Origin of the sequence: Bradyrhizobium cenepequi, from assembly GCF_020329485.1 — a bacterium.
Classification (GTDB): Bacteria; Pseudomonadota; Alphaproteobacteria; order Rhizobiales; family Xanthobacteraceae; genus Bradyrhizobium; species Bradyrhizobium cenepequi.
The window spans coordinates 153,954-174,364 of the sequence record NZ_JAGKJI010000003.1; the positions used below are offsets into that span (position 1 = coordinate 153,954).

Sequence of the window (20,411 nt, forward strand, 5' to 3'; positions counted from 1 at the left end):
TAATCTGCGGTCATGGCCAGCGATGTTGCGGCACACTGTCTGTTCGCCGGTCTTGGCCGCGGCGTGCTTGATGATGTCGTGCTACGGCACGACAGCGGCATCATCACCGCCATCGATCAAGGAGCGCCGCCTGCGGGGCAGCGCTCCTTCGTGCTTCCCGCCTTCGTCAACGCCCACGATCATGCGCGGCCGACCGCGTCGTCCTTCGGCGCGCTCGGCATGCCCCTGGAAAGCTGGCTGCTGCGCTCTGCACTCGGCACGCCGGTTGATCCCTATCTGATGGCGGTCTCCGCGCTGGCGCGTGCGGCGCGCGCCGGCTGTGCCGCGATGATGGTGCACTACACTCGCCCGAGCGGAACCATGCCGCTGGTGGAGGAAGCCAAGCAGATCGCGCGCGCGGCCTCCGACGTTGGCATCCGCATCGCCTTTGCGATCGCCGTGCGCGACCAGAATCCGGTCGTCTATGGCGACGCCGAGCCGGTGCTCTCAAATCTATCCGGCGATGATCGCAAGACGATCGAGGAGCTGTTCGTCCGCGCGCCGATGTCGCCGAAGGCCTACATCGAATTGACCGACACGATCGCCGCGGCGATTGCCGGCCCGAAGATCGACGTGCAGCTTGGCCCGGCGGGCGTGCAGTGGTGCTCGAGGTCACTTCTAGAGGCCGTCGCCGAGAATTCGGTGCTGACCGGCCGCCGCATTCACATGCATCTTCTGGAAACCGTCTACCAACGCGCCTGGGCGGACCGGAATTTTCCTGATGGCATCGTCCGCTATCTCCGCGACATCGGCTTTCTCTCCGAACGCCTGACGCTGGCTCATTGCATTCATGCGCGCCCTGACGAACTCGAAATGATTGCCGAATCCGGTGCGCGCATTGTCACCAATTTCAGTTCCAACATGCATCTGCGGTCCGGCCTTGCGCCGATCGCCGCCGCGCACGAATGCGGCTGCGCGGTCGCCGTCGGTGTCGATGGGCTCGCGCTCGATGAGGACGACGACGTGCTGCGCGAGATGCGGCTGGTGCAGATGATGCACGGCGGCGTGGGTTTCAGGCGGACCTGGACGCCGGCCGAGTTCTTCGCGCTCGCCATCCGTAACGGCCGCCGCGCGACTGGTGCTCCGGGAAGCGGCGAGCTTAAGCCAGGTGCGCCGGCCGATTTCGTCACCCTCGATCTCGATCGCCTCGATCGCGATCAGTTCCTGCCGGTCGATCCGCTCGATCTCTTGTTCGCGCGCGGCAATGCGTCGCTGCTCAAGGACGTGGTTGTCGATGGACGCGTGATCGTGAGCCAAGGTCGTGTCACCGGCGTCGATCTTCCTGCGATTGAACAGGAACTGCGCGCGATCTATCGCGGCAGCGCTGCAAAACTCACGGACTTCCAGCGCGCATGGCAGCCGCTTTTGGCTGCGCTCGAAAACTGGTTCGAAGCGCAATTCGACTGTCGCTAAACGCAAGCACATCAAAGCGAATTCCGCAACGCGGGAGAATTTTCCGCTTGCATCATCGCGCGCGCGGGGTTTCATGTTCGCAACAAAAAACTGAGCCGGTGCGTCGTTCGCGCTGGCCACGCGGGGTCTTAAGGAAACGTGATGGGCGCGTTGTCGCATCTGCGGATTGTCGAGATCGGGAGCGCGGCTGCGATCAGCTATTGCGCGCGTCTGTTCGCCGATTTTGGCGCCACCGTGCAGAAGGTCGAGCCGCGGGCGGGCGATCCGCTTCGCTGCGCGGCACCGCTGACGCCGAAAGGAGAGAGCGCCTGGTTCGCGTTCCTCAACTTCAACAAGTCGAGCGTCGTGCTCGATCGCTGGGATGCCAGCGCATCCTTCCGCCTGACGGAACTAGTGGAGAGTTGCGACATCCTGCTCGACGGCCGCGACATCGATGCGGCGGATTGTCCGCCCTTTGATCTCGCCGCCATCAAGCAGAAGCATCCCGGCCTGATTCATCTCGAGGCGGACTGGTTCGGCGACACCGGTCCTTACGCCAGCTTTGCCGCAACCGACTCGACTATTCGCGCGCTGACTGGCCTGATCAAACTGGCGGGGCCGATCGAAGGGCCGCCGATGCACGCGCCGGATTTCCAGACCGGTATTCTGGCCGGGCTCTGGGGCTTTATCGCCGCATCATCGTCGGTGCTGGGTCGGATGCAGGACGGGCGCGGGCGCGCCAGCCGCCTGAGCATCTTCGAATCCACCATCGCCGTCACCGAGTACATCATGTTCGAGTCGTTCTCCCGCGGCGACGTCATGCGTCGGATGGGCGTCAACCGTTTCTGGCCAACCTTTCCGGTCGGTATCTATGAGACCAAGCAGGGATGGCTCGGCGTCACCACGGTGACACCAGCGCAATGGCGGTCGTTCTGCGAGATGCTGGGACTGATCGAGCTGCGCGACGATCCAAAGCTGTTCCTTGGTGTCGATCGGCTGCAGCATGTCGAGGCGATCGAAGCCAAGTTCCTGCCGCGCCTGAAGCAGCGCACGGCGCAGGAATGGTTTGCCGAGGGATTGAAGCGAAAAATCCCCATCGTTCCGGTACCCGAAATCGCCGAGCTGATCGCCGATGAAGAGAAGCTGGCGCGCGGCGCGATCGTGCCTGTCACCATCGGCGAGGAGTGTGGATTTTCCGCCGGTTGCATGCAGCGGTTGACTGGCACGCCACCGCGCCGCGGTGGCAAGGTTCCCGCCATCGGCGAGCAACAGCAGCTCGAGGCAACGCCTCGTGTCCCATCACCGGAATCGCGCGGGTCGAACCGCCTGCCGCTCGAGGGCATCCGCGTGATCGACTTCTCGATGGGCTGGGCCGGCCCGATCTGCACCCGTACGCTTGCTGATCTCGGCGCCGACGTCGTCAAGATCGAGGCGATCCAGTATCCCGACTGGTGGCGCGGCGTCGACCGGCGGTCGGCCTATGTGCTGGAGAAGATGTACGAGAAGTCGGTGCGCTATTGCATCATGAACCGCAACAAGCGCGCGATCACGCTCGACCTGACGCGGCCGCAAGGGCTCAATCTTGCAAAGCGCCTGCTCGCGGATGCTGACCTCGTCGTCGACAATTACTCCGTCGAGGTGCTGCCGAAACTTGGCCTCGGCATTGACGTGCTGAGCAAGCTGAATCCGAAGCTCGTGATGATGTCGATGTCGGCTTTCGGAGCGGGCAGTGCCTATCGCGATTGCCGCGCCTATGGCTCGACCTTGGAGCAGGGCTCGGGACTGCCGAGCGTGGTCGGCGATGCCAGCGGATCGCCGGTCATGAGCCATACTGCTTTCGGCGACGCCGTCGGTGGCCTCAACGGTTGCGCCGCCGTGCTCACTGCGCTGATCCATGCCAAACTAACGGGGGAGGGCCAGTTCATCGATCTCGCGCAGATCGAGTGCATGATGCCGTTCGCTGCGCCCTGGATCGTCGCGCATTCGATCGACGGCAAGCCGCCGATCAAGTATGGCAACCGCCATCCGGACTTTGTCCCGCATGGCTGCTTCCACTGCGCGGGCGAGGACAACTGGATCGTGATTGCCGTGTCCAATGATGCGATGTGGCCGAAGCTCGCAAGGCTGCTCGGACGCGCCGACTGGGCCACCGACGAGACGCTGAAGACGGCCGCCGGCCGGCGACGGATCGAAAGCGAGATCGAAGCGGCCATCGCAGCCTGGACCGCAGCGCGCGATGCGGAAGAGGCGATGAACCTGCTGCAGGAGGCGGGCGTCGCCGCCGGGATCGCACGGTTGCCGATTGATCTTCTGCGTGACCCGCAACTGCAGGCGCGCGGCTTCATCCAGGAGGTCAATCGCGCTTTCATAGGAAAGCATCCGCAGCCGTCGATGCCGTTTCGTGAAAGCGCGCACCCGTTCCCGATCCGGCGGATACCGCCGACGCTCGGCGAGCACAATCACGAGATCCTCTCCGGCATGCTCGGCCTGTCGGACGCCGAGATTGAGCAGCTCGCTCGCGATGGCATCATCGGAACCGAGATGCTGATGGAAGAGGAACTCGTGAAGAAGAAGCAGGTAGCGGGTTGATGCCGGCGGCTGCACCACGGCAGTGCCGATCGGAGGCCGCGGCGGGGCGTGCGCCGCCGCTGATGTCGGTGCGCGGCCTCGGCATACGCTTCAAGACGTCGCTCGGCGTCTGGCAGGCCACGCGCAAGATTGATTTCGATATTGCGCCAGGCGAGCGCGTCGGCATCGTCGGCGAGAGCGGCTGTGGCAAGACCATCACCGGCCTTTCGATCCTGCGGCTCTTGCCGGGCAATCTCGCCGGCCTCGACGGCTCGATCCTGTTCGACGGCACGGATCTCGTCTCCTGCAGCGCGCGAGCGATGCGCGAGATCCGCGGACGCCGGATCGCCATGATCTTCCAGGAGCCGATGAGCGCGCTCGATCCCGTCTTCACCGTCGGCCACCAGATCGCCGAGACCTTGCGCGTTCATACCGGCATCGCAAAAGAGGAGGCGAGGGCGAGGACGCTCGAAATGCTGCGCCGGGTCGGCATCGCCTCGCCCGAGCGGCGGATCGACGATTACCCACACCAGCTTTCTGGCGGCATGCGCCAGCGCGTGATGATCGCGGCCGCCTTGATCTGCGGTCCGCAGCTCCTGATCGCGGACGAGCCAACGACAGCGCTCGATGTCACCGTGCAGGCGCAGATCCTCGAATTGTTGCGCGAGCTCAGCGAGACCTCGAATACCGCCTTGATGCTGATCACCCACGATCTCGGCGTGGTTGCCGAAACTTGCACGCGGATGATTACGATGTATGCCGGCGAGGTGATCGAGGATGGTCCGGTCGACGACGCCTTGGTGCGGCCGCTGCATCCCTACACCTCCGGTCTGTTGCGTTCGCTGCCGCACTTGAGCCCGCGCCACGGCCGCCTGCCGTCGATCCCGGGTCGGGTGCCATCGATTGTCGACATGCCGAACGGCTGCCGCTTTCGTGCGCGCTGCGCCCATGCGGCACCTGGCTGCGAGGCCGAGCAGGAACTGCTCGACGCGGGAGCTGGCCGCAAGGTGCGCTGCTGGCGTTTCCGTGAGCTCGATTTGCCGGGCGCGCTGCAGCACGCGGCGACGGCGCCGATCGCCGCGATGACGGGGACGCCATGATGCCGCTTGCCCCCGATAGCAGGCAGGACACCATTGTCTCGGTCCGCGACCTCGAAGTGCGATTTCAGACCAGCGATCGCCGCGCCACCGTGAGGGCGGTCGACGGCGTTAATTTCGATGTCCGCCGCGGCGAGACGTTTGGGATCATCGGTGAATCCGGCTCCGGCAAGACCACGATCGGCCGCGCGCTCGTATTCCTGCTGAAGCCAAGCGCGGGCGCCATCCGGCATGAAGGCATCGATCCGCTGGTGCTGCCGCGGAAGCGATTTCAGAGCCACCGCCGCGACTACCAGATCATCTTCCAGGACCCGAATGCTGCGCTTAATCCGCGCATGACGATCCTGTCATCGGTACTGGAACCGCTCGAGCTTGCACGCGGCGGCACCAGCACCGAGCGCGAGCGGCAGGCGAGGGAGGCGCTCGATCGTGTCGGCCTGCCGCAGGACGTCGGCGAGCGCTACCCGCACCAGCTCTCCGGCGGGCAGAAGCAGCGCGTGGTGATTGCGCGTGCGCTGACGCTCAAACCAAAATTGATTGTCTGCGATGAGGTGGTGGCCGCGCTCGACATGTCGATCCGCGGCGACGTGCTCAATCTCTTCGCCGACCTGCAGCGCGAGCTCGGGCTCACCTATGTCTTCATCACCCACGACCTCGCCGTGGTCTCCCACATCAGCGAGCGCGTCGCCGTGATGTATCTCGGCCGTTTCGTCGAGCTTGGGCCGACCGAGCGTGTGTCCGAGCATCCGCTGCATCCCTATACGCGGGCGCTCCTGTCGGCCGAGCCGCGACCATTGCCGTCATCGTTACGCGAAGGCAGCCGCATCATGCTGCAAGGCGAGATCCCGAGCCCGATCGATCCGCCCTCAGGCTGCCGCTTCCGCACCCGCTGCCCCTACGCGCAGGAGCTCTGCGCCGAAAAGACGCCGGATTGGCGCGAGCTCGAGCCCGACCATTGGGTCGCCTGCCACTTCGCCGAACATCGAGACTTCGCACCAAACTAACAAGAATTGCCGGGAGGGAATGACATGACAGAGATGACGCGACGCGAGGCCATCGCGCTGACATCAGCCGCGATTGCTGGCGTGACGATCGGCGGCCCTGCGTGGGCAGAGGCTGCCCCGAAGCGCGGTGGCACCTTGCGCATCTCGGCGCCGGCCAATCCTTCGAGCCTTGATCCCGCAACAGGCGGCGCCGGCTCTGACCACGCTTTCCTGTTCACGATGTACGACACGCTGATCGAATGGGATTTCGAGACGTTGGCGCCGAAGCCCGGCCTTGCCGAAAGCTGGAAGTTCACCGATCCGAACACTTTGGTGCTCGACATCCGCACTGGCGTCACCTTTCATGATGGCACGCCGCTCGATGCTGAAGCGGTGAAGTTCAATCTGGAACGCAACAAGACGGACCAGAAGTCCAACATCAAGGCCGATCTGGTGTCGGTGGCTTCGGTCGAGGTCAGCGGGCCGATGCAGGTCACCTTGAAGCTGAGTGCACCGGACACCGCGTTGCCGCTCATCCTGTCCGACCGCGCCGGCATGATGGTCTCGCCCGCGGCGCTGAAGGCGGCCGAAGGTGGCACTGTCGCACGCAAGCCGGTCGGCGCCGGCGCCTACACGTTCATAAGCTGGGCGGATGGTGAGCGCATCGTCGTCAAGCGCAACGAGAAATACTGGAAGCCGAACCGTCCGTACCCAGATGGCATCGAGTTCGCGATCATCCCCGAATTGACCACCGGCGCGCGTTCGGTCACTGCCGGGCAGAACGACCTCATCTACCAATTGCCGCCGCGCCAGAAGGCGATCCTCGATCGCGTCAGCAGTGTCAAGGTCGTGCACGGTCCGACGCTGTATGTCATCCAGATATTCCTGAACTGGGCCAAGCCGCCCTTCGACAATCCAAAGGTTCGCCAAGCCTTCAACTTTGCGATCGACCGCGAAGCCTTCGTGAAAGCGGCGCTCGCTGGCCTCGCCGAGCCGGCCTACATGAACCTGCCGAAGGCGCATTGGGCTTACGACAAATCCGTCGCAGGGCTTTACCCTTACGATCCCGACAAGGCGCGCAAGCTGCTCGCGGAAGCCGGCTTCAAGGATGGCCTTGCGATCGATCTCGTCGGGTACCCTGACCAGGACTCGGTGCAGCGCCAGGAAATCCTGATCGAACAGCTTCGCAAAGCGGGCATGAACGTCCGCTTCGCTAACGCACCGATCGCGGAAGCTTCCGCCGCCTTCTTCGCCAGCGAGAAGCGCGGCTCGGGCCTGCTAGCAGCATGGACCGGACGCCCGGACCCGAGCTTGACCTACTCGCTGATGTTCACCAAGGACGCCTATTTCAATGCCGGCCGCGCGCCGGTGCCGCCGGAGCTCGAAGCCGCGATCAAGGAATCGCGGGCGTCGGAAGACATCGAGTTGCGCCGCAAGGCCTTTGCCACCGTGCAGCGGCTGGTGATGGAGAACGCCTTCGTCGCGCCGCTCGCCTTCCAGTATGAGCTGGTAGCGATGAACAAGAAGGTGCAGGGCTATCGGCCGAACCTGCTCGGCAAGCCGAAATACGACGACGTCTGGCTGGAGAGCTGAAGAACGATGGCGCGACGCAGTCCGGTCAGGGTTGTCGGCAGCCGACTGTTGCAGGCGCTGCCCGTGATTGTGCTCGCGACCTTCATGGTGTTCGCGCTGCTCAAGCTCGTGCCGGGCGACGTCGCGGTGACGCTCGCGGGCGACAACGCTTCCGACGCGCGCATCGCCGAGATCCGGCACATCTACGGGCTCGACCGGCCGTTCCTGGTGCAATATGGCGTCTGGCTCGGCAAGGTCGTCCAGGGCGACCTCTCGCAATCGCTCCTGACCGGCGAGCAGGTCGCAACTTCGATCGGCCGGGCGTTTCCGAACACGCTTCTGATCGTGGTGATTGCACTGATCCTCGCGCTCTTGGCCGGCATTCCCATGGGCGTGATCGCGGCGATCAAGCCAAACGGCTGGGTCGACAAGGCCGTGAGCATGATCGCCTCGCTTGGCGTCGCCATCCCCGGCTTTTGGCTCGCGATGATCCTGGTTGCCGAAATCTCGCTCAGGCTCAACTGGCTGCCGGCGACGGGCGCGAAATCCTTCACCGTCTCCCCGATCGAGGCTATCAGGCACGCGATGTTGCCGGGCATCGCGATCGCCGCCTACGGCATGGCCGAGGTGGCGCGGCAGCTCCGTGGCTCACTGCTGGAAGTGCTGTCGTCGCAATATGTGCGGACGCTGCACGCCAAGGGATTGTCGATGAGCCGCATCCTCTGGCAGCACGGGCTGAAGAATGTCAGCGTCAATCTCTTCACCATCGTCAGCCTGCTCGTGAACCGCATGCTCGCCGCGACCGTCGTCGTCGAGGCTGTCTTCGCCATTCCCGGCCTCGGCAGTCTGATTGTGCGCGGCGCGATCCAGCGCGATTTCCCGATCGTGCAGGGCGTCGTGTTCACGATGGTGATCGTGGTGATCCTGGTCAATTTGATCACCGATCTGCTCTGCGCCGCGGTTGATCCGAGGATCGAGCAATGACCGACCTCGCGCTGGCGTCTCCGCGATTGCCGGCCAAGCCGACACGGCTGCGCCGCTTCCTGCGCTGGTTGGCCGGCGATCTTCGGGCTGTGCTCGCCATCCTCGTGCTGCTTGCGCTCGTCATCGTGGCGATCGGCGCGCCCTGGATCGCGCCCTATTCGCCGACCGCGCAGGACGTCAACAACATGCTGGCGTCGCCGGCGCCGGAGCATCTGCTCGGCACCGATGATCTCGGCCGCGACATCTTCAGCCGCCTGATCTACGGCGCGCCGGCGACCGTCTATGCCAGCGTGCTCGCGGTCTCTGTGGCGGTCGCCATCGGCCTGCCGGTCGGGCTTGTCGCCGGCTTCTTCGGCGGCTGGACCGACGACATCGTCAGCCGGATCATCGACACCTTCCTGTCGTTCCCGGCGATCGTGCTGGCGATCGCGGTCACCGGCGCGCTCGGCATCGGGCTCACCAACGGCATGATTGCTGTCGGCATCGTGATGTTTCCGGCGCTTGCCCGCATCGTCCGGGCGCGGACGCTGGTGGTGCGGCAGGAGCTTTATGTGGATGCGAGCCGATGCTTCGGCGCGCCGGCCTGGCACATCCTGTGGCGGCATGTGCTGCCGAACACGCTGCAGCCAGTCATCGTGCAGGTGACGTTGCTGCTGGCCGCGGCGCTGCTGGCAGAAGCAAGCCTGAGCTTCCTCGGTCTCGGCATCCAGCCGCCGAATCCTAGCTGGGGCGCTATGCTGGCGCGCGCCTACCAATATATGGAGATCGCGCCGGAGCAGATGTACGCGCCCGGGCTCGCCATTCTGGTCGTCTCCCTGGCCTTCAACGCACTTGGAGAATCCTTGCGCATCGTGCTCGATCCGACCATGAAGGATCGCTAGAGCTACTCACGGAACCGCTGATGTCCTTTAAGAAATTGCTGATCGCCAATCGTGGCGAGGTTGCCATCCGTATCGCCCGCGCCGCAGGCGATGGCGGGCTTGCCACCGTCGCAATCTATCCCGCCGACGACGCGACCTCACGGCACGCCCGCGCGGCCGACGAAGCCTACGAAATTCCAGGCCGCGGCGCGCGTGCCTATCTCGATATCGAAGCGGTGATTAGCGCAGCCAAGGCGATGGGGTGCGACGCGCTGCATCCAGGCTATGGCTTCCTCAGCGAGAACGCGACGCTGGCACAGCGCTGTGCGGAGCAGGGGATCACCTTCGTCGGTCCGTCGCCGGAAGCGCTGGAGCTGTTCGGCGACAAGGCGAAGGCCAAGGCGCTGGCGAAAAGCTGCGGCGTGCCGATCATCTCCGGAACCAGCGGCCCGACCAGCCTGGAGGAGGCCAAGGCATTCTTCGGCTCGCTCGGCCCCGGCAGTGCCGTCATGGTCAAGGCGATTGCGGGCGGCGGCGGGCGCGGCATGCGCGTCGTCGACGACGCCGCCAAGCTGGAACAGGCCCATGCGCGCTGCCAGTCCGAGGCGAAAGCCGCCTTCGGCAACGACGGCGTCTATGTCGAGCGGCTGATCCGAAAGGCGCGCCATATCGAGGTGCAGATCATCGGCGATCGCACCAGCCAGATCAGCCATCTATGGGAGCGGGAATGCACGATTCAGCGCCGCAACCAGAAACTGATCGAGGTGGCGCCGAGCCCGTCGTTGAACGAAGGCTTGCGTTCGCGCATCATCGAAGCCGCAAAGAAACTTGCCGCCGCCGCGCGCTATGACAATCTCGGCACCTTCGAATTCCTTGTTGACGACGACGCCCGTGAAGGCGAGGGCGCATTTGCCTTCATCGAGGCCAATCCGCGGTTGCAGGTCGAGCATACCGTCACCGAGGAGGTGCTCGGCATCGATCTCGTGAAGGCGCAGCTCGCGATCGCTTCGGGCGCGACTCTGGCCTCGCTCGGTCTCGCGCAGGCTGCGGTTCCATCGCCACGCGGCTTTGCGATGCAGCTCCGCGTCAACATGGAGGTGATGAACGAGAAGGGCGAGACCAAGCCGACCGGCGGGACGCTGTCGGTGTTCGACCTGCCGTCCGGCCCGGGCGTGCGGGTCGATACCTTCGGCTACACCGGCTACAAAACGAGCGCTGCCTTCGATTCCCTGCTCGCAAAAGTCATCGTGCATTCGCCGAGCGCGAACTGGGCCGATGTGGTGCAGAAGGCCACGCGCGCTTTACGCGAATTCCGCGTCAGTGGCGTCGCCACCAACATCCCGTTCCTCGGCGCGATCCTCGCGCATCCCGATTTTGGTGCCAACCGGATCAGCACCAATTTCATCGATGCGCATGCCGGCTCGCTGGTCGCCGCGGCGAAGGAAGCCGATGAACCGGTGCTGGTCGAAGTCAATGGCGGTGCCCCAGTCGTTGAATCATCGACAGGCGAGGCGGCTCCGGAAGGCTCCGTCGCGGTTCCGGCGCCACTGCAGGGCACCATCGTCGCGATCGATGTCGCTGAGGGGGATCTCGTCCGTCCCGGCCAGCAGATCGCGGTGCTGGAATCCATGAAGATGGAGCATCTCGTTACTGCGCCGCATGGCGGCAAGGTGACGAAGATCGCGGGCGGCGTCGGCGTCACGCTGATGCATGGTGAGGCGATCCTGTTCATCGAGCCCGCCGAGGTTGATGGCCATCATGCTGCGAAAGAGGAGGAGATCGATCTCGACTATGTCCGTCCCGATCTTGCCGAAGTCATCGCGCGTCACGCGATCACGCTGGATGAGAATCGGCCGGCTTCCGTCGAGCGAAGGCGCAAGACTAACCAGCGCACCGCGCGCGAGAACGTCGCCCATCTCGTCGACGCAGGTTCCTTCGTCGAATATGGCTCGCTGGCAATCGCAGCGCAGCGCCGCCGGCGCAAGCTCGACGATCTCATCCACAACACGCCGGCCGACGGCCTGATCACCGGCGTTGCCACCGTGAACGCCGACAAGTTCGGCGCGGACGCTGCACGTTGCATGGTGATCGCCTACGACTACACCGTGCTCGCGGGCACGCAGGGCCATATGAACCACAAGAAGATCGACCGCATGCTCTCGCTGACCGAGCAGTGGCGGTTGCCGCTGGTGTTCTATGCCGAGGGCGGCGGCGGCCGCCCGGGTGATACCGACCGGCTTGGCATGACCGGGCTCGACGGCCCGTCGTTCGTACAGTTCGCTAGGCTCTCCGGTCTGGTCCCCGTCATCGGCGTGGTCTCCGGCTATTGCTTTGCCGGCAACGCCGCGATGCTCGGCTGCTGCGATGTCATCATCGCCACCAAGAACGCGTCGATCGGCATGGGCGGGCCCGCGATGATCGAAGGCGGCGGGCTTGGCGTCTATCATCCGGCCGAGGTCGGCCCGGCGTCGTTCCAGGCGCCGAACGGCGTCATCGACGTCCTCGTCGAGGACGAGGCGGATGCGACGACGGTCGCGCAAAAATACCTGTCCTACTTCCAGGGTGCGGTCAGCGACTGGAAGGCGCCGGACCAGCGGCTGCTCCGCCGCGCGATCCCGGAGAATCGCTTGCGCGTCTACGACATCCGCAAGGTGATCGATCTCCTCGCCGACGAGGGCTCGGTGCTCGAAATCCGCCGCGACTTCGGCGTCGGCATGATCACCGCCTTCATCCGCATCGAAGGCAAGCCGTTCGGCCTGATCGCCAACAATCCGAAGCATCTCGGCGGCGCGATCGATGCGCCCGCCGGCGACAAGGCCGCGCGCTTCATGCAGCTTTGCGACGCCTTCGACATCCCAATCATCTCGCTCTGCGACACGCCAGGATTCATGGTCGGGCCGGAGGCCGAGAAGACCGCGATCGTTCGCCACGTCTCGCGCATGTTCGTCACCGGCGCGAGCCTCACCGTGCCCCTGTTCGGCATCGTCTTGCGCAAAGGCTATGGCCTTGGCGCGCAGTCGATGATCGGCGGCGGCTTCCATGCCTCTTTCTTCACCGTGGCATGGCCGACCGGCGAGTTCGGCGGCATGGGCCTCGAAGGCTATGTGCGGCTCGGCTTCCGCAAGGAGATGGAAGCGATCGAGGATCCGGCCGAGCGCGAAAGATATTACCAGGCCAAGGTCGCTGAGCTCTATGCCAACGGCAAGGCGGTCTCGATCGCCTCCGTGCTCGAGATCGACGAAGTGATCGATCCCGCGCAAACCCGCCACTGGATCATGTCCGGTCTGCGCTCCGTGCCGAAACCCGCGCCGCGCACGGACCGCAAGCGGCCATGCGTTGATGCGTGGTAAGCGAGCCGCCGCCAACAAAAGGCCAGAGTGGGATGACAATCCAGATCAGCGTCATCGTTCCGAGGCCTCGACATGCGACACGGACTCCTGATTGCCCTCGTTCTCGCAAGCCTCGCCGGCGTGAGCAATGTCTCGGCGCAGGACCGAAGGATGACCGAGGTGTTGGTGCCGCGCGATCCCGGGCCAAATGAGGCGGTCCGGGCCAGGGTCGTAACCGGTCCATTGCCGTTCGGCGGACGCCTTGTCGTCAAGACCGAGCAGGGCGACGTGATCGGCTCGATTATGTCTTATGGTGTGCCGAATCCGCACGACACCCGTTCCGAGACCTTTCCCGTTCCGTCGCGGAACGTCATCAACAGGCGGCTGCGGCTGCAAGTGCTGGTCGAAGCGCCGGGCGCGATGACCCGCCGCGCAACGCCGGACGAGATCATCAAGCTTGAGGTGACGATCGTGCCGCGCGTGCCATGACCTGCGCTGCCGCGGCTTTACTCCACATCCGGTTTTCCCCTATCGTCTCCCGACAAGAACAACGATCGCGCGTCGCGCAGCGATGATATTGGGGAGGCACTCTTGCACCGGGATCCCGTTGACGTCCTGATCATCGGCGCTGGCGCGTCCGGCGCCGCGGTGGCGTGGTCGCTGGCCGAGACGAAAATGCACATCCTCTGCCTGGAGCAGGGCGGCTGGATGAATCCGGCGGAATATCCGAGCACAGGGCGGGACTGGGAAGCCAAATTCTATGGCGACTGGTCGACCAGCCCGAACGTCCGCGGCTGCCCGGAGGACTATCCTGTTAACGACGACAATTCGCCGATCAAGGTTGTCAACTTCAACGCCGTCGGCGGCTCGACGGTGATGTATACGGCGCATTGGCCGCGGTTGCATCCCTCCGATTTCAAGGTGAGGACGCTCGACGGCGTCGCTGATGACTGGCCGATCGACTATGATGCACTCATCCCGTTCTTCGACGAGAACGACCGGATGATGGGCGTATCGGGCCTGTCAGGCGATCCGCTTTCGCCGCTCACGCACCCGCCGATGCCGCCGCAGCCGCTCGGACTCTCCGGTCCGCTGATCGGCAAGGCCATGAACGAGCTGGGCTGGCACTGGTGGCCGTCGGACACCACGGTCGCGACAATGGACTATGAGGGCAGGGCGCGCTGCATCAATCTCGGCCATTGCACGCCGGCCTGCGCGCAGGGCGCGAAAGCCTCGACCGACATCACCTATTGGCCGCATGCGATCCGCGCCGGCGTCGAGCTCAAGACGCATTGCCGCGTCCGCGAGATCCTGACCAACGAGCATGGCATGGCCTCCGGTGTCGTCTATTACGACAAGGACGGCGTCGAGCAGTTTCAGCCAGCCGAGGTCGTCATCATCGCGTGCAACGGTGTCGGCACCCCGCGGCTGCTCTTGAACTCGGTCTCCGGCCGCTTTCCGAATGGCCTCGCCAATTCATCGGGCCTTGTCGGCAAGAACCTGATGTTCCATCCCTATGCGCAGATCTACGGCTTCGTGAAGGAGCCGACCGACAGCAACCGGGCGCCGCCGACCTGCCTCTGGAGCAAACAGTTCTACGATACCGATCTGTCGCGCGGCTTTGTCCGCGGTTATGGCATTCAGTTCGGCCGCGGCGCCGGGCCTGTGTTCGAGGCCGTCGCCAGCGAGCAGAAGGGCATTCTGCCGTGGGGTGCGGATCATCACCGTGTCTTCCGGAGGCTCAACGGCCACCGGCTTGCGGTTTCAGCGATCTGCGAGGATCTTCCGGAGGAGCACAACCGCGTCACGCTCGATCCCGTGTTGAAGGACGGCCACGGCATTCCCGCCCCGAAGATCGACTACACCATCAGCGAGAACAGCCGGAAGATGATGGAGCATGCGCTGGCGCGCGGCCGCGAGATTCTCGAAGCCGCCGGCGCGACCGATATCTGCACCAACAATCCGATCCCCTGGGGCGGCTGGCACCTCCTTGGCACCGCACGGATGGGCACGGACCCTGCGCGCTCGGTGGTCAACGAATGGGGCCGCTCGCATGATGTGAAGAACCTGTTCATTGTCGACGGCAGCGTGTTCGTCACCTCCGGCGGCGTCAACCCGACCTCCACGATCCAGGCCGTCGCGCTCTACGTCGCCGACCAGATGAAGCAGCGCCTTGCCAATTTGTTCGACTGAGGAAGCGATGACCGTCGAAACTCTCACTACAACTCAGCGCGATGATCTCAGGATCATCGCGGCGATGATCATTCCCGAGAGTGCCGAATACAAGGCGCCGGGTGCCGATGATCGGGCCATCCAGGCCGATATGCTGGCAACGCTCGGCCGCGATACCGAGCCGGTACGCGCCGCGCTCGATCATCTCGCGCGTTTAGCCGGCAAACCGCTTGCCGAACTCGACACGGCGCAGCGCGATCAGGTCGCAAAGGAATTCCGCGCAACCGGCGGAGTCCCCGCGGCAACGCTCGTTCGCGTGGTCCTGCAATGCTACTACCGCGACGACCGCGTGCTGCGCTCGCTCGGCCACGAACTGCGTGCGCCCTTCCCGAAAGGCCACCCGCTGGAGAATGGCGACTGGTCGTTGCTCGATCCGGTGAAAGCGCGCGGCGGCAGCTTGCGGCGGGCATAGCGTTAGATTGGATCGAGCCGTCTCTGCGAGCAGGCTGCGCCCCCTCTCCCGCTTGCGGGAGAGGGCTGGGGTGAGGGTGCGTCCGCATCGGGATTCCCCGAGTGGAGAGAGCCCTCACCCGGCGCCACGCGCCGACCTCTCCCGCGAGCGGGAGAGGTGAAGGGCCGTTCTGGCCGTTTGGGCAGGTCCGCGCCCGACATGGACATCTTGCACCAGCGGAACCCGGTCCCCATCTGAGTTGGCCGAAGGAATCTCATCATGTTGGATTTTACCTCAGATATCGCCGGTGACGCGCTGTCACCGCGAACGACCGAAGCTGCGCCGGACAATGGCCGGGCGCTGCTCGACGCCTATTCCAACGCCGTGATCGACGTGACCGAACGCGTCGGCCCTGCGGTGGTGCGTGTCGAGACCGGCCCGAAAGTCCGCAACGTCCGCGAGCGGGGTGGGCTCGGCTCCGGCATCGTCATCTCGCCTGATGGACTCGTGCTGACCAACAGCCACGTGGTCGGATCGTCGAAAGAGATCCGACTTCGTGACACCGAGGGCTTTGTCACCGATGCCCATGTGCTCGGCGTCGATCCGGACACCGACCTTGCATTGCTGCGGGCCGATGGCGCGCGCGACCTGCCATACGCCTCGCTCGGGGACTCCAAGCAGCTCAGGCGCGGCCAGCTCGTGGTCGCGATCGGCAATCCACTCGGCTTTGAATCGACGGTCACCGCCGGCGTGGTGTCGGCGCTCGGCCGCTCGATCCGCTCGGTCAGCGGGCGCACCATCGAGGACGTGATCCAGACCGATGCCGCGCTCAATCCCGGCAATTCCGGCGGCCCGCTGGTGTCGTCGAATTCGCAGGTGATCGGCATCAACACCGCGATCATCAACGGCGCGCAGGGCATTTGCTTTGCGGTCGCGAGCAACACCGCGCAGTTCGTGCTGTCGGAGATCATCCGCCACGGCTATGTCCGCCGCGCCTATATCGGCGTCGCCGGCCAGACCGCACCGATCCCGCGGCGCCACGCGGTGCTCGCCGGCGTCGAGAACAAGATGGGCGCGCTTCTCGCCCAGATCGAGCTGGACAGCCCTGCGGCGAAGGCGGGGCTGTTGCCTGGCGACGTCGTGATCAAGCTCGACGGCGTCGACATCAACGGTGTCGACGACCTGATCCGCGCACTCGACCGCGACCGCATCGACCGCCGGCTCTCGATGGACGTGCTGCGCCTGGGCCGCCTGCGCGCGATCGACATCCACCCGATCGAACGCAAGCCGGCGAGGGAGTAACGCTGCGGGTTGATGTGCCCTCGCCCCTTGTGGGAGAGGGCAGCTCAGGCGCCAGCAGCGAACTCACTTAGGTGAGGGGTTCTCTCCGCGAGCACAGGAGCGCGTGGAGAGAACCCCTCATCCGGCGCTTCGCGCCACCTTCTCCCACAAGGGGAGAAGGGAAGAGGGCGTGCCGATCTCAGTCCCGGAGCGCAGCCAGCAATTCGTCGGGCTGCTCCACCATCATCATGTGGCCCGCATCGGCCATCACCACAGTGCGAGCATTCGGCGCCGCCGCCGCCAGCGTCTTGCCGGCTTTCGCTGGTGTCATCATGTCGCGTTCGCCGAGGATGAAGGTGGTGGGCACCCTAATGCCGGCTGCCGCAGTCAGCGCATTCTGATACGAATTGCAGGCGTTGAGGTCATTGTAGAGCACACCCGGTCGCGTCTGCTGCAGCACACGCTGCGCGCCCTGGTGCATCCACAGTCCCGGCGCGAGCGAGCCGCCGAGTTCTGCCTTGAAGCCAAGGCCCCAGATTGAGACCATGTCGATCGCGGCCGGATCGTTGGCCTCTGCCGCCTTCAACAGATCAGGCCCAACCGTCATCGTCGCCGCCGTTCCGATCAGGCACAGTGCCGACACCTTCTCCGGATGCCGCGCCGCGGTTTCCAGTGCGATCAGCGAGCCCATCGAGTGGCCGATCAGCTTCGCGTTCGGCGCACCGGCCGCCTGCAACAGTGCCGCGGTCCAATCCGCCATCTCCGCAATCGTTGGCAAGGGCTTGCCGGACGAGCGGCCGTGGCCCGGCAGGTCCGGTGCCAGCACCGAAAAGCCATGATGCGCGAACCATCGGCTGTGCAGCGCCCAGGTGGAGCTGTCAAAGCCCGCGCCATGGATCATCACCACCGCAGGCAGTGATGGATCGAACGGCTTTCCGCCGGTCGCCACGAAGGTCTCAATCCCGCTCACCGAAAGCTGCATGGCTCAAACCCTCTGCGACGCGCGAAGCGCCTGGCCGAGATCGTCGATGATGTCCTGCGCGGTCTCGATGCCGACCGACAGCCGCACCAGCTCTTCGCCGATGCCGGCGGCCTTGAGCTGGTCGGCGTCCATCTGCTGATGCGTGGTGCTCGCGGGATGGATGACGAGCGTCTTGGCATCGCCGACATTCGCGAGATGGCTGATCAGCTTCAAGGACTCGATGAACTTCTTGCCCGGCGCGCGTCCGCCCTTGATGCCGAAGCTGACCATCGAGCCGGCGCCGCGCGGCAGCAGCTTCTTCGCCAGCTCGTAATCCGGGTGATGTTCCCGCGAGGGATGCAGCACCCAGTCGACCGCCTTGTTCGCGGTCAGGAATTCCAGCACCGCGTGCGTATTGCTCATGTGGCGATCCATCCGCACGCCGAGCGTCTCGATGCCCTGCAGGAGCTGGAACGCGTTGGTCGGCGACAAGCAGGCGCCGAAATCGCGCAAGCCCTCGGTGCGGGCGCGCATGATGAAAGCGGCCTTGCCGAACTGCTCGTCGAAGACGATGCCGTGATAGCCGGCATAGGGCTCGGTGAGCTGGGGGAATTTGCCCGACGCATGCCAGTCAAAGCCGCCGCCATCGACAATGACGCCGCCGATCGCAATGCCGTGCCCGCCGAGCCATTTGGTCGCCGAGTTCATCACGATGTCGGCGCCGAGCTCGATCGGGCGGCTGAGATAGGGCGTCGCAAACGTGTTGTCGATCAAGAGTGGAATCTTGGCGTCATGCGCGATGTCAGCCACTGCGGGGATATCGAGCACCTCGAGCCCGGGATTGCCGATGGTCTCGGCGATCACCAGGCGCGTGTTCGGCTTGATCGCGGCGCGGAAATCAGCGAGCGCCCGCGGCTTCACAAAGGTTGTGGTGATGCCGAAGCGCGGCAGCGTGTGCGCCAGCAGGTTGATGGTGCCGCCATAGAGCGAGGCGGACGCGACGATGTGGTCGCCGGCATTGAGCAAGGTCGCGATCGCCAGATGCATCGCGGCCATGCCGCTCGCCGTGCAGATCGCGCCGACGCCACTTTCGAGCGCCGCGATCCGCTCTTCCAGCACCGCCGTCGTCGGATTGGAAATCCGCGTGTAGATGTGGCCGGCGCGCTCCAGGTTGAACAGCGCCGCCGCATGATCGGCGTCCTGGAACACGTAGGACGTCGTCTGGTAGATCGGCACCGCGCGCGATCCCGTCACGGGATCGGGGCGCTGCCCGGCATGCAGGCTGAGGGTCTCGAACGCAGGCGGCTTGGGTGCGGGCATGCTGAACTCGCGAGGTGAGATTTGGGATAAATGCGGGCTTATATCAGACGTGCACGGCGGCGCGCACGCGGCCGGCGTTGCCGAACACACGCACGTAACGCTCGACCTCGGACGGGATGCCGGTCGCCTTCTCCGGATTATCGGAGAGTTTCACCGCCGGCCTGCCATCGACCGAGGTCACCTTGCAGACGATCGAGATCGGATCGAGGTCGGCGGAACCGTCAGGCGTGCAGCCGACGAAGTCGTTGGTGAGGTTGGTGCCCCAGCCGAAGCTGATGCGGACGCGGCCGGTGAAATGTCTGTAGGTTTCCTCGATCGAATCGACATCCATCGCGTCGGAGAAGACCAGCAGCTTCTCCTTGGGATCGCGGCCCTTCTGCTTCCACCATTTGATGATCTCTTCGCCGGCCGCGATCGGCGGCGCGCTGTCGGGGCGAAATCCGGTCCAGTCTGCGACCCAATCCGGCGCGTCCCGCAGGAACACCCTTGTGCCGAAGGCGTCGGGGAGGGCGACCAGCAGGTTGCCACCATAGGTATGGCGCCACTGGTCGAGGATGCGATAGGGCGCCCAGCGCAGCTCTTCGTCGGAATTGGCGAGCGCCGCGGCCACCATCGGCAGCTCATGCGCATTGGTGCCGATCGCCTCGAGGTCATTGTCCATCGCCAGCAGCACGTTCGAGGTGCCGGTGAAGGACGGCCCCAGGCCTTCTTTCACGGCCTCGACGCACCAGCGCTGCCAGAGGAAGCCGTGGCGGCGGCGGGTGCCGAAGTCCGAAAGCCGCAAGCCCTCGAGCTTGCGCAGGCGTTCGACCTTGGCCCACAGCTTGGCCTTGGCGCGGGCATAGAGCACGTCGAGCGCGAACCGGCCCTGGCCCTTCATCGCCGCGCGCGAGCGCAATTCGTTCAGGATCGCGAGCGCCGGGATCTCCCACATCGTGGTGTGGGTCCAGGGTCCGTGGAAATCCAGTTCATACTGGCCGTCGACCTTGTGCAGCTCATATTCGGGCAGCCGGAAATTGGCGAGCCAGGAGATGAATTCGGGCGAAAACATCTGGGTCTTGCCGTAAAAGGTGTTGCCGGCGAGCCAGATCAGTTCCTTCTTGCCAAAGCGGATGGTGCGGGCATGGTCGAGCTGGGCGCGCAATTCGCCTTCGTCGATCACCTCGGCAAGCCGAACCCGGGTGGTGCGGTTGATCACGGAAAAGGTCGTGCGCGTGTCCGGGTAGAACTCCCGGATCATCTGCAGCATCAACAGCTTGTAGAAATCGGTGTCGAGCAGGCTGCGCACGATCGGGTCGAGCCGCCAGCCATGGTTGTAGGTCCGGGTTGCAATATCCGTAAAGGTCATTGCGGAACTCTAGCCTGCCAAAAGCCGCCCAACCAGTGGGTTTTGCCACGCGTT

General features: G+C 64.8%; 15 protein-coding genes. 12 read left to right on the forward strand and 3 right to left on the reverse strand.

Annotated elements, in window-relative coordinates; all coding sequences use genetic code 11:
- Positions 1-12: 12 nt before the first annotated feature.
- From J6497_RS06180 to J6497_RS06235, 12 genes are all read left to right on the forward strand, one after another.
- Positions 13-1,452: an amidohydrolase family protein gene (locus J6497_RS06180; protein WP_225703358.1), complete on the forward strand. Its 1,440-nt coding sequence runs from the start codon at positions 13-15 to the stop codon at positions 1,450-1,452.
- Between the two features lie 141 nt (positions 1,453-1,593).
- Complete coding sequence (locus J6497_RS06185; RefSeq protein ID WP_225703359.1) at positions 1,594-4,020, forward strand: CaiB/BaiF CoA transferase family protein; 2,427 nt, start codon at positions 1,594-1,596, stop codon at positions 4,018-4,020.
- Entirely contained in the window at positions 4,020-5,099 is a 1,080-nt protein-coding gene (locus J6497_RS06190; RefSeq protein WP_225703360.1) for an ABC transporter ATP-binding protein, read from the forward strand. The genes J6497_RS06185 and J6497_RS06190 overlap by 1 nt, the downstream gene beginning before the upstream one ends.
- Positions 5,096-6,100 carry an ABC transporter ATP-binding protein gene (locus J6497_RS06195; protein ID WP_225703361.1) on the forward strand — a complete coding sequence of 335 codons (1,005 nt, stop codon included), beginning with the start codon at positions 5,096-5,098 and terminating at the stop codon, positions 6,098-6,100. Before J6497_RS06190 ends, J6497_RS06195 begins: the two co-directional genes overlap by 4 nt.
- 24 nt (positions 6,101-6,124) lie before the next feature.
- Positions 6,125-7,672 carry an ABC transporter substrate-binding protein gene (locus J6497_RS06200; RefSeq protein WP_225703362.1) on the forward strand — a complete coding sequence of 516 codons (1,548 nt, stop codon included), beginning with the start codon at positions 6,125-6,127 and terminating at the stop codon, positions 7,670-7,672.
- A 6-nt stretch (positions 7,673-7,678) separates the two neighbouring features.
- Complete coding sequence (locus tag J6497_RS06205) at positions 7,679-8,635, forward strand: ABC transporter permease (RefSeq protein ID WP_225703363.1); 957 nt, start codon at positions 7,679-7,681, stop codon at positions 8,633-8,635.
- Positions 8,632-9,516, forward strand: coding sequence for an ABC transporter permease (locus J6497_RS06210; RefSeq protein ID WP_225703364.1), 885 nt, complete (start codon positions 8,632-8,634; stop codon positions 9,514-9,516). Before J6497_RS06205 ends, J6497_RS06210 begins: the two co-directional genes overlap by 4 nt.
- Before the next feature lie 20 nt (positions 9,517-9,536).
- Entirely contained in the window at positions 9,537-12,845 is a 3,309-nt protein-coding gene (locus J6497_RS06215; protein WP_225703365.1) for a carboxyl transferase domain-containing protein, read from the forward strand.
- Between the two features lie 72 nt (positions 12,846-12,917).
- Positions 12,918-13,313 (forward strand): hypothetical protein, encoded by a 396-nt coding sequence (locus J6497_RS06220; protein WP_225703366.1) that lies wholly within the window; start codon positions 12,918-12,920, stop codon positions 13,311-13,313.
- A 102-nt stretch (positions 13,314-13,415) separates the two neighbouring features.
- Positions 13,416-15,017 (forward strand): GMC family oxidoreductase, encoded by a 1,602-nt coding sequence (locus J6497_RS06225; protein ID WP_225703367.1) that lies wholly within the window; start codon positions 13,416-13,418, stop codon positions 15,015-15,017.
- Positions 15,018-15,024: 7 nt separating this feature from the next.
- Complete coding sequence (locus tag J6497_RS06230) at positions 15,025-15,468, forward strand: gluconate 2-dehydrogenase subunit 3 family protein (RefSeq protein WP_225703368.1); 444 nt, start codon at positions 15,025-15,027, stop codon at positions 15,466-15,468.
- Between the two features lie 258 nt (positions 15,469-15,726).
- Positions 15,727-16,749 (forward strand): S1C family serine protease, encoded by a 1,023-nt coding sequence (locus tag J6497_RS06235; protein ID WP_225703369.1) that lies wholly within the window; start codon positions 15,727-15,729, stop codon positions 16,747-16,749.
- A 178-nt stretch (positions 16,750-16,927) separates the two neighbouring features.
- On the opposite strand, the gene J6497_RS06240 is transcribed toward J6497_RS06235, so the two are convergent.
- From J6497_RS06240 to pncB, 3 genes are read right to left on the reverse strand one after another with little or no spacing between them, the layout of a single operon-like run.
- Positions 16,928-17,710: an alpha/beta fold hydrolase gene (locus J6497_RS06240; RefSeq protein WP_225703370.1), complete on the reverse strand. Its 783-nt coding sequence runs from the start codon at positions 17,708-17,710 to the stop codon at positions 16,928-16,930.
- Positions 17,711-17,713: 3 nt separating this feature from the next.
- A complete protein-coding gene (locus J6497_RS06245) occupies positions 17,714-19,009 on the reverse strand; it encodes an O-acetylhomoserine aminocarboxypropyltransferase (RefSeq protein ID WP_225703371.1) in 1,296 nt (431 codons plus the stop codon).
- A 43-nt stretch (positions 19,010-19,052) separates the two neighbouring features.
- Positions 19,053-20,357: a nicotinate phosphoribosyltransferase gene (pncB, locus tag J6497_RS06250; RefSeq protein ID WP_225703372.1), complete on the reverse strand. Its 1,305-nt coding sequence runs from the start codon at positions 20,355-20,357 to the stop codon at positions 19,053-19,055.
- Positions 20,358-20,411 lie beyond the last annotated feature (54 nt).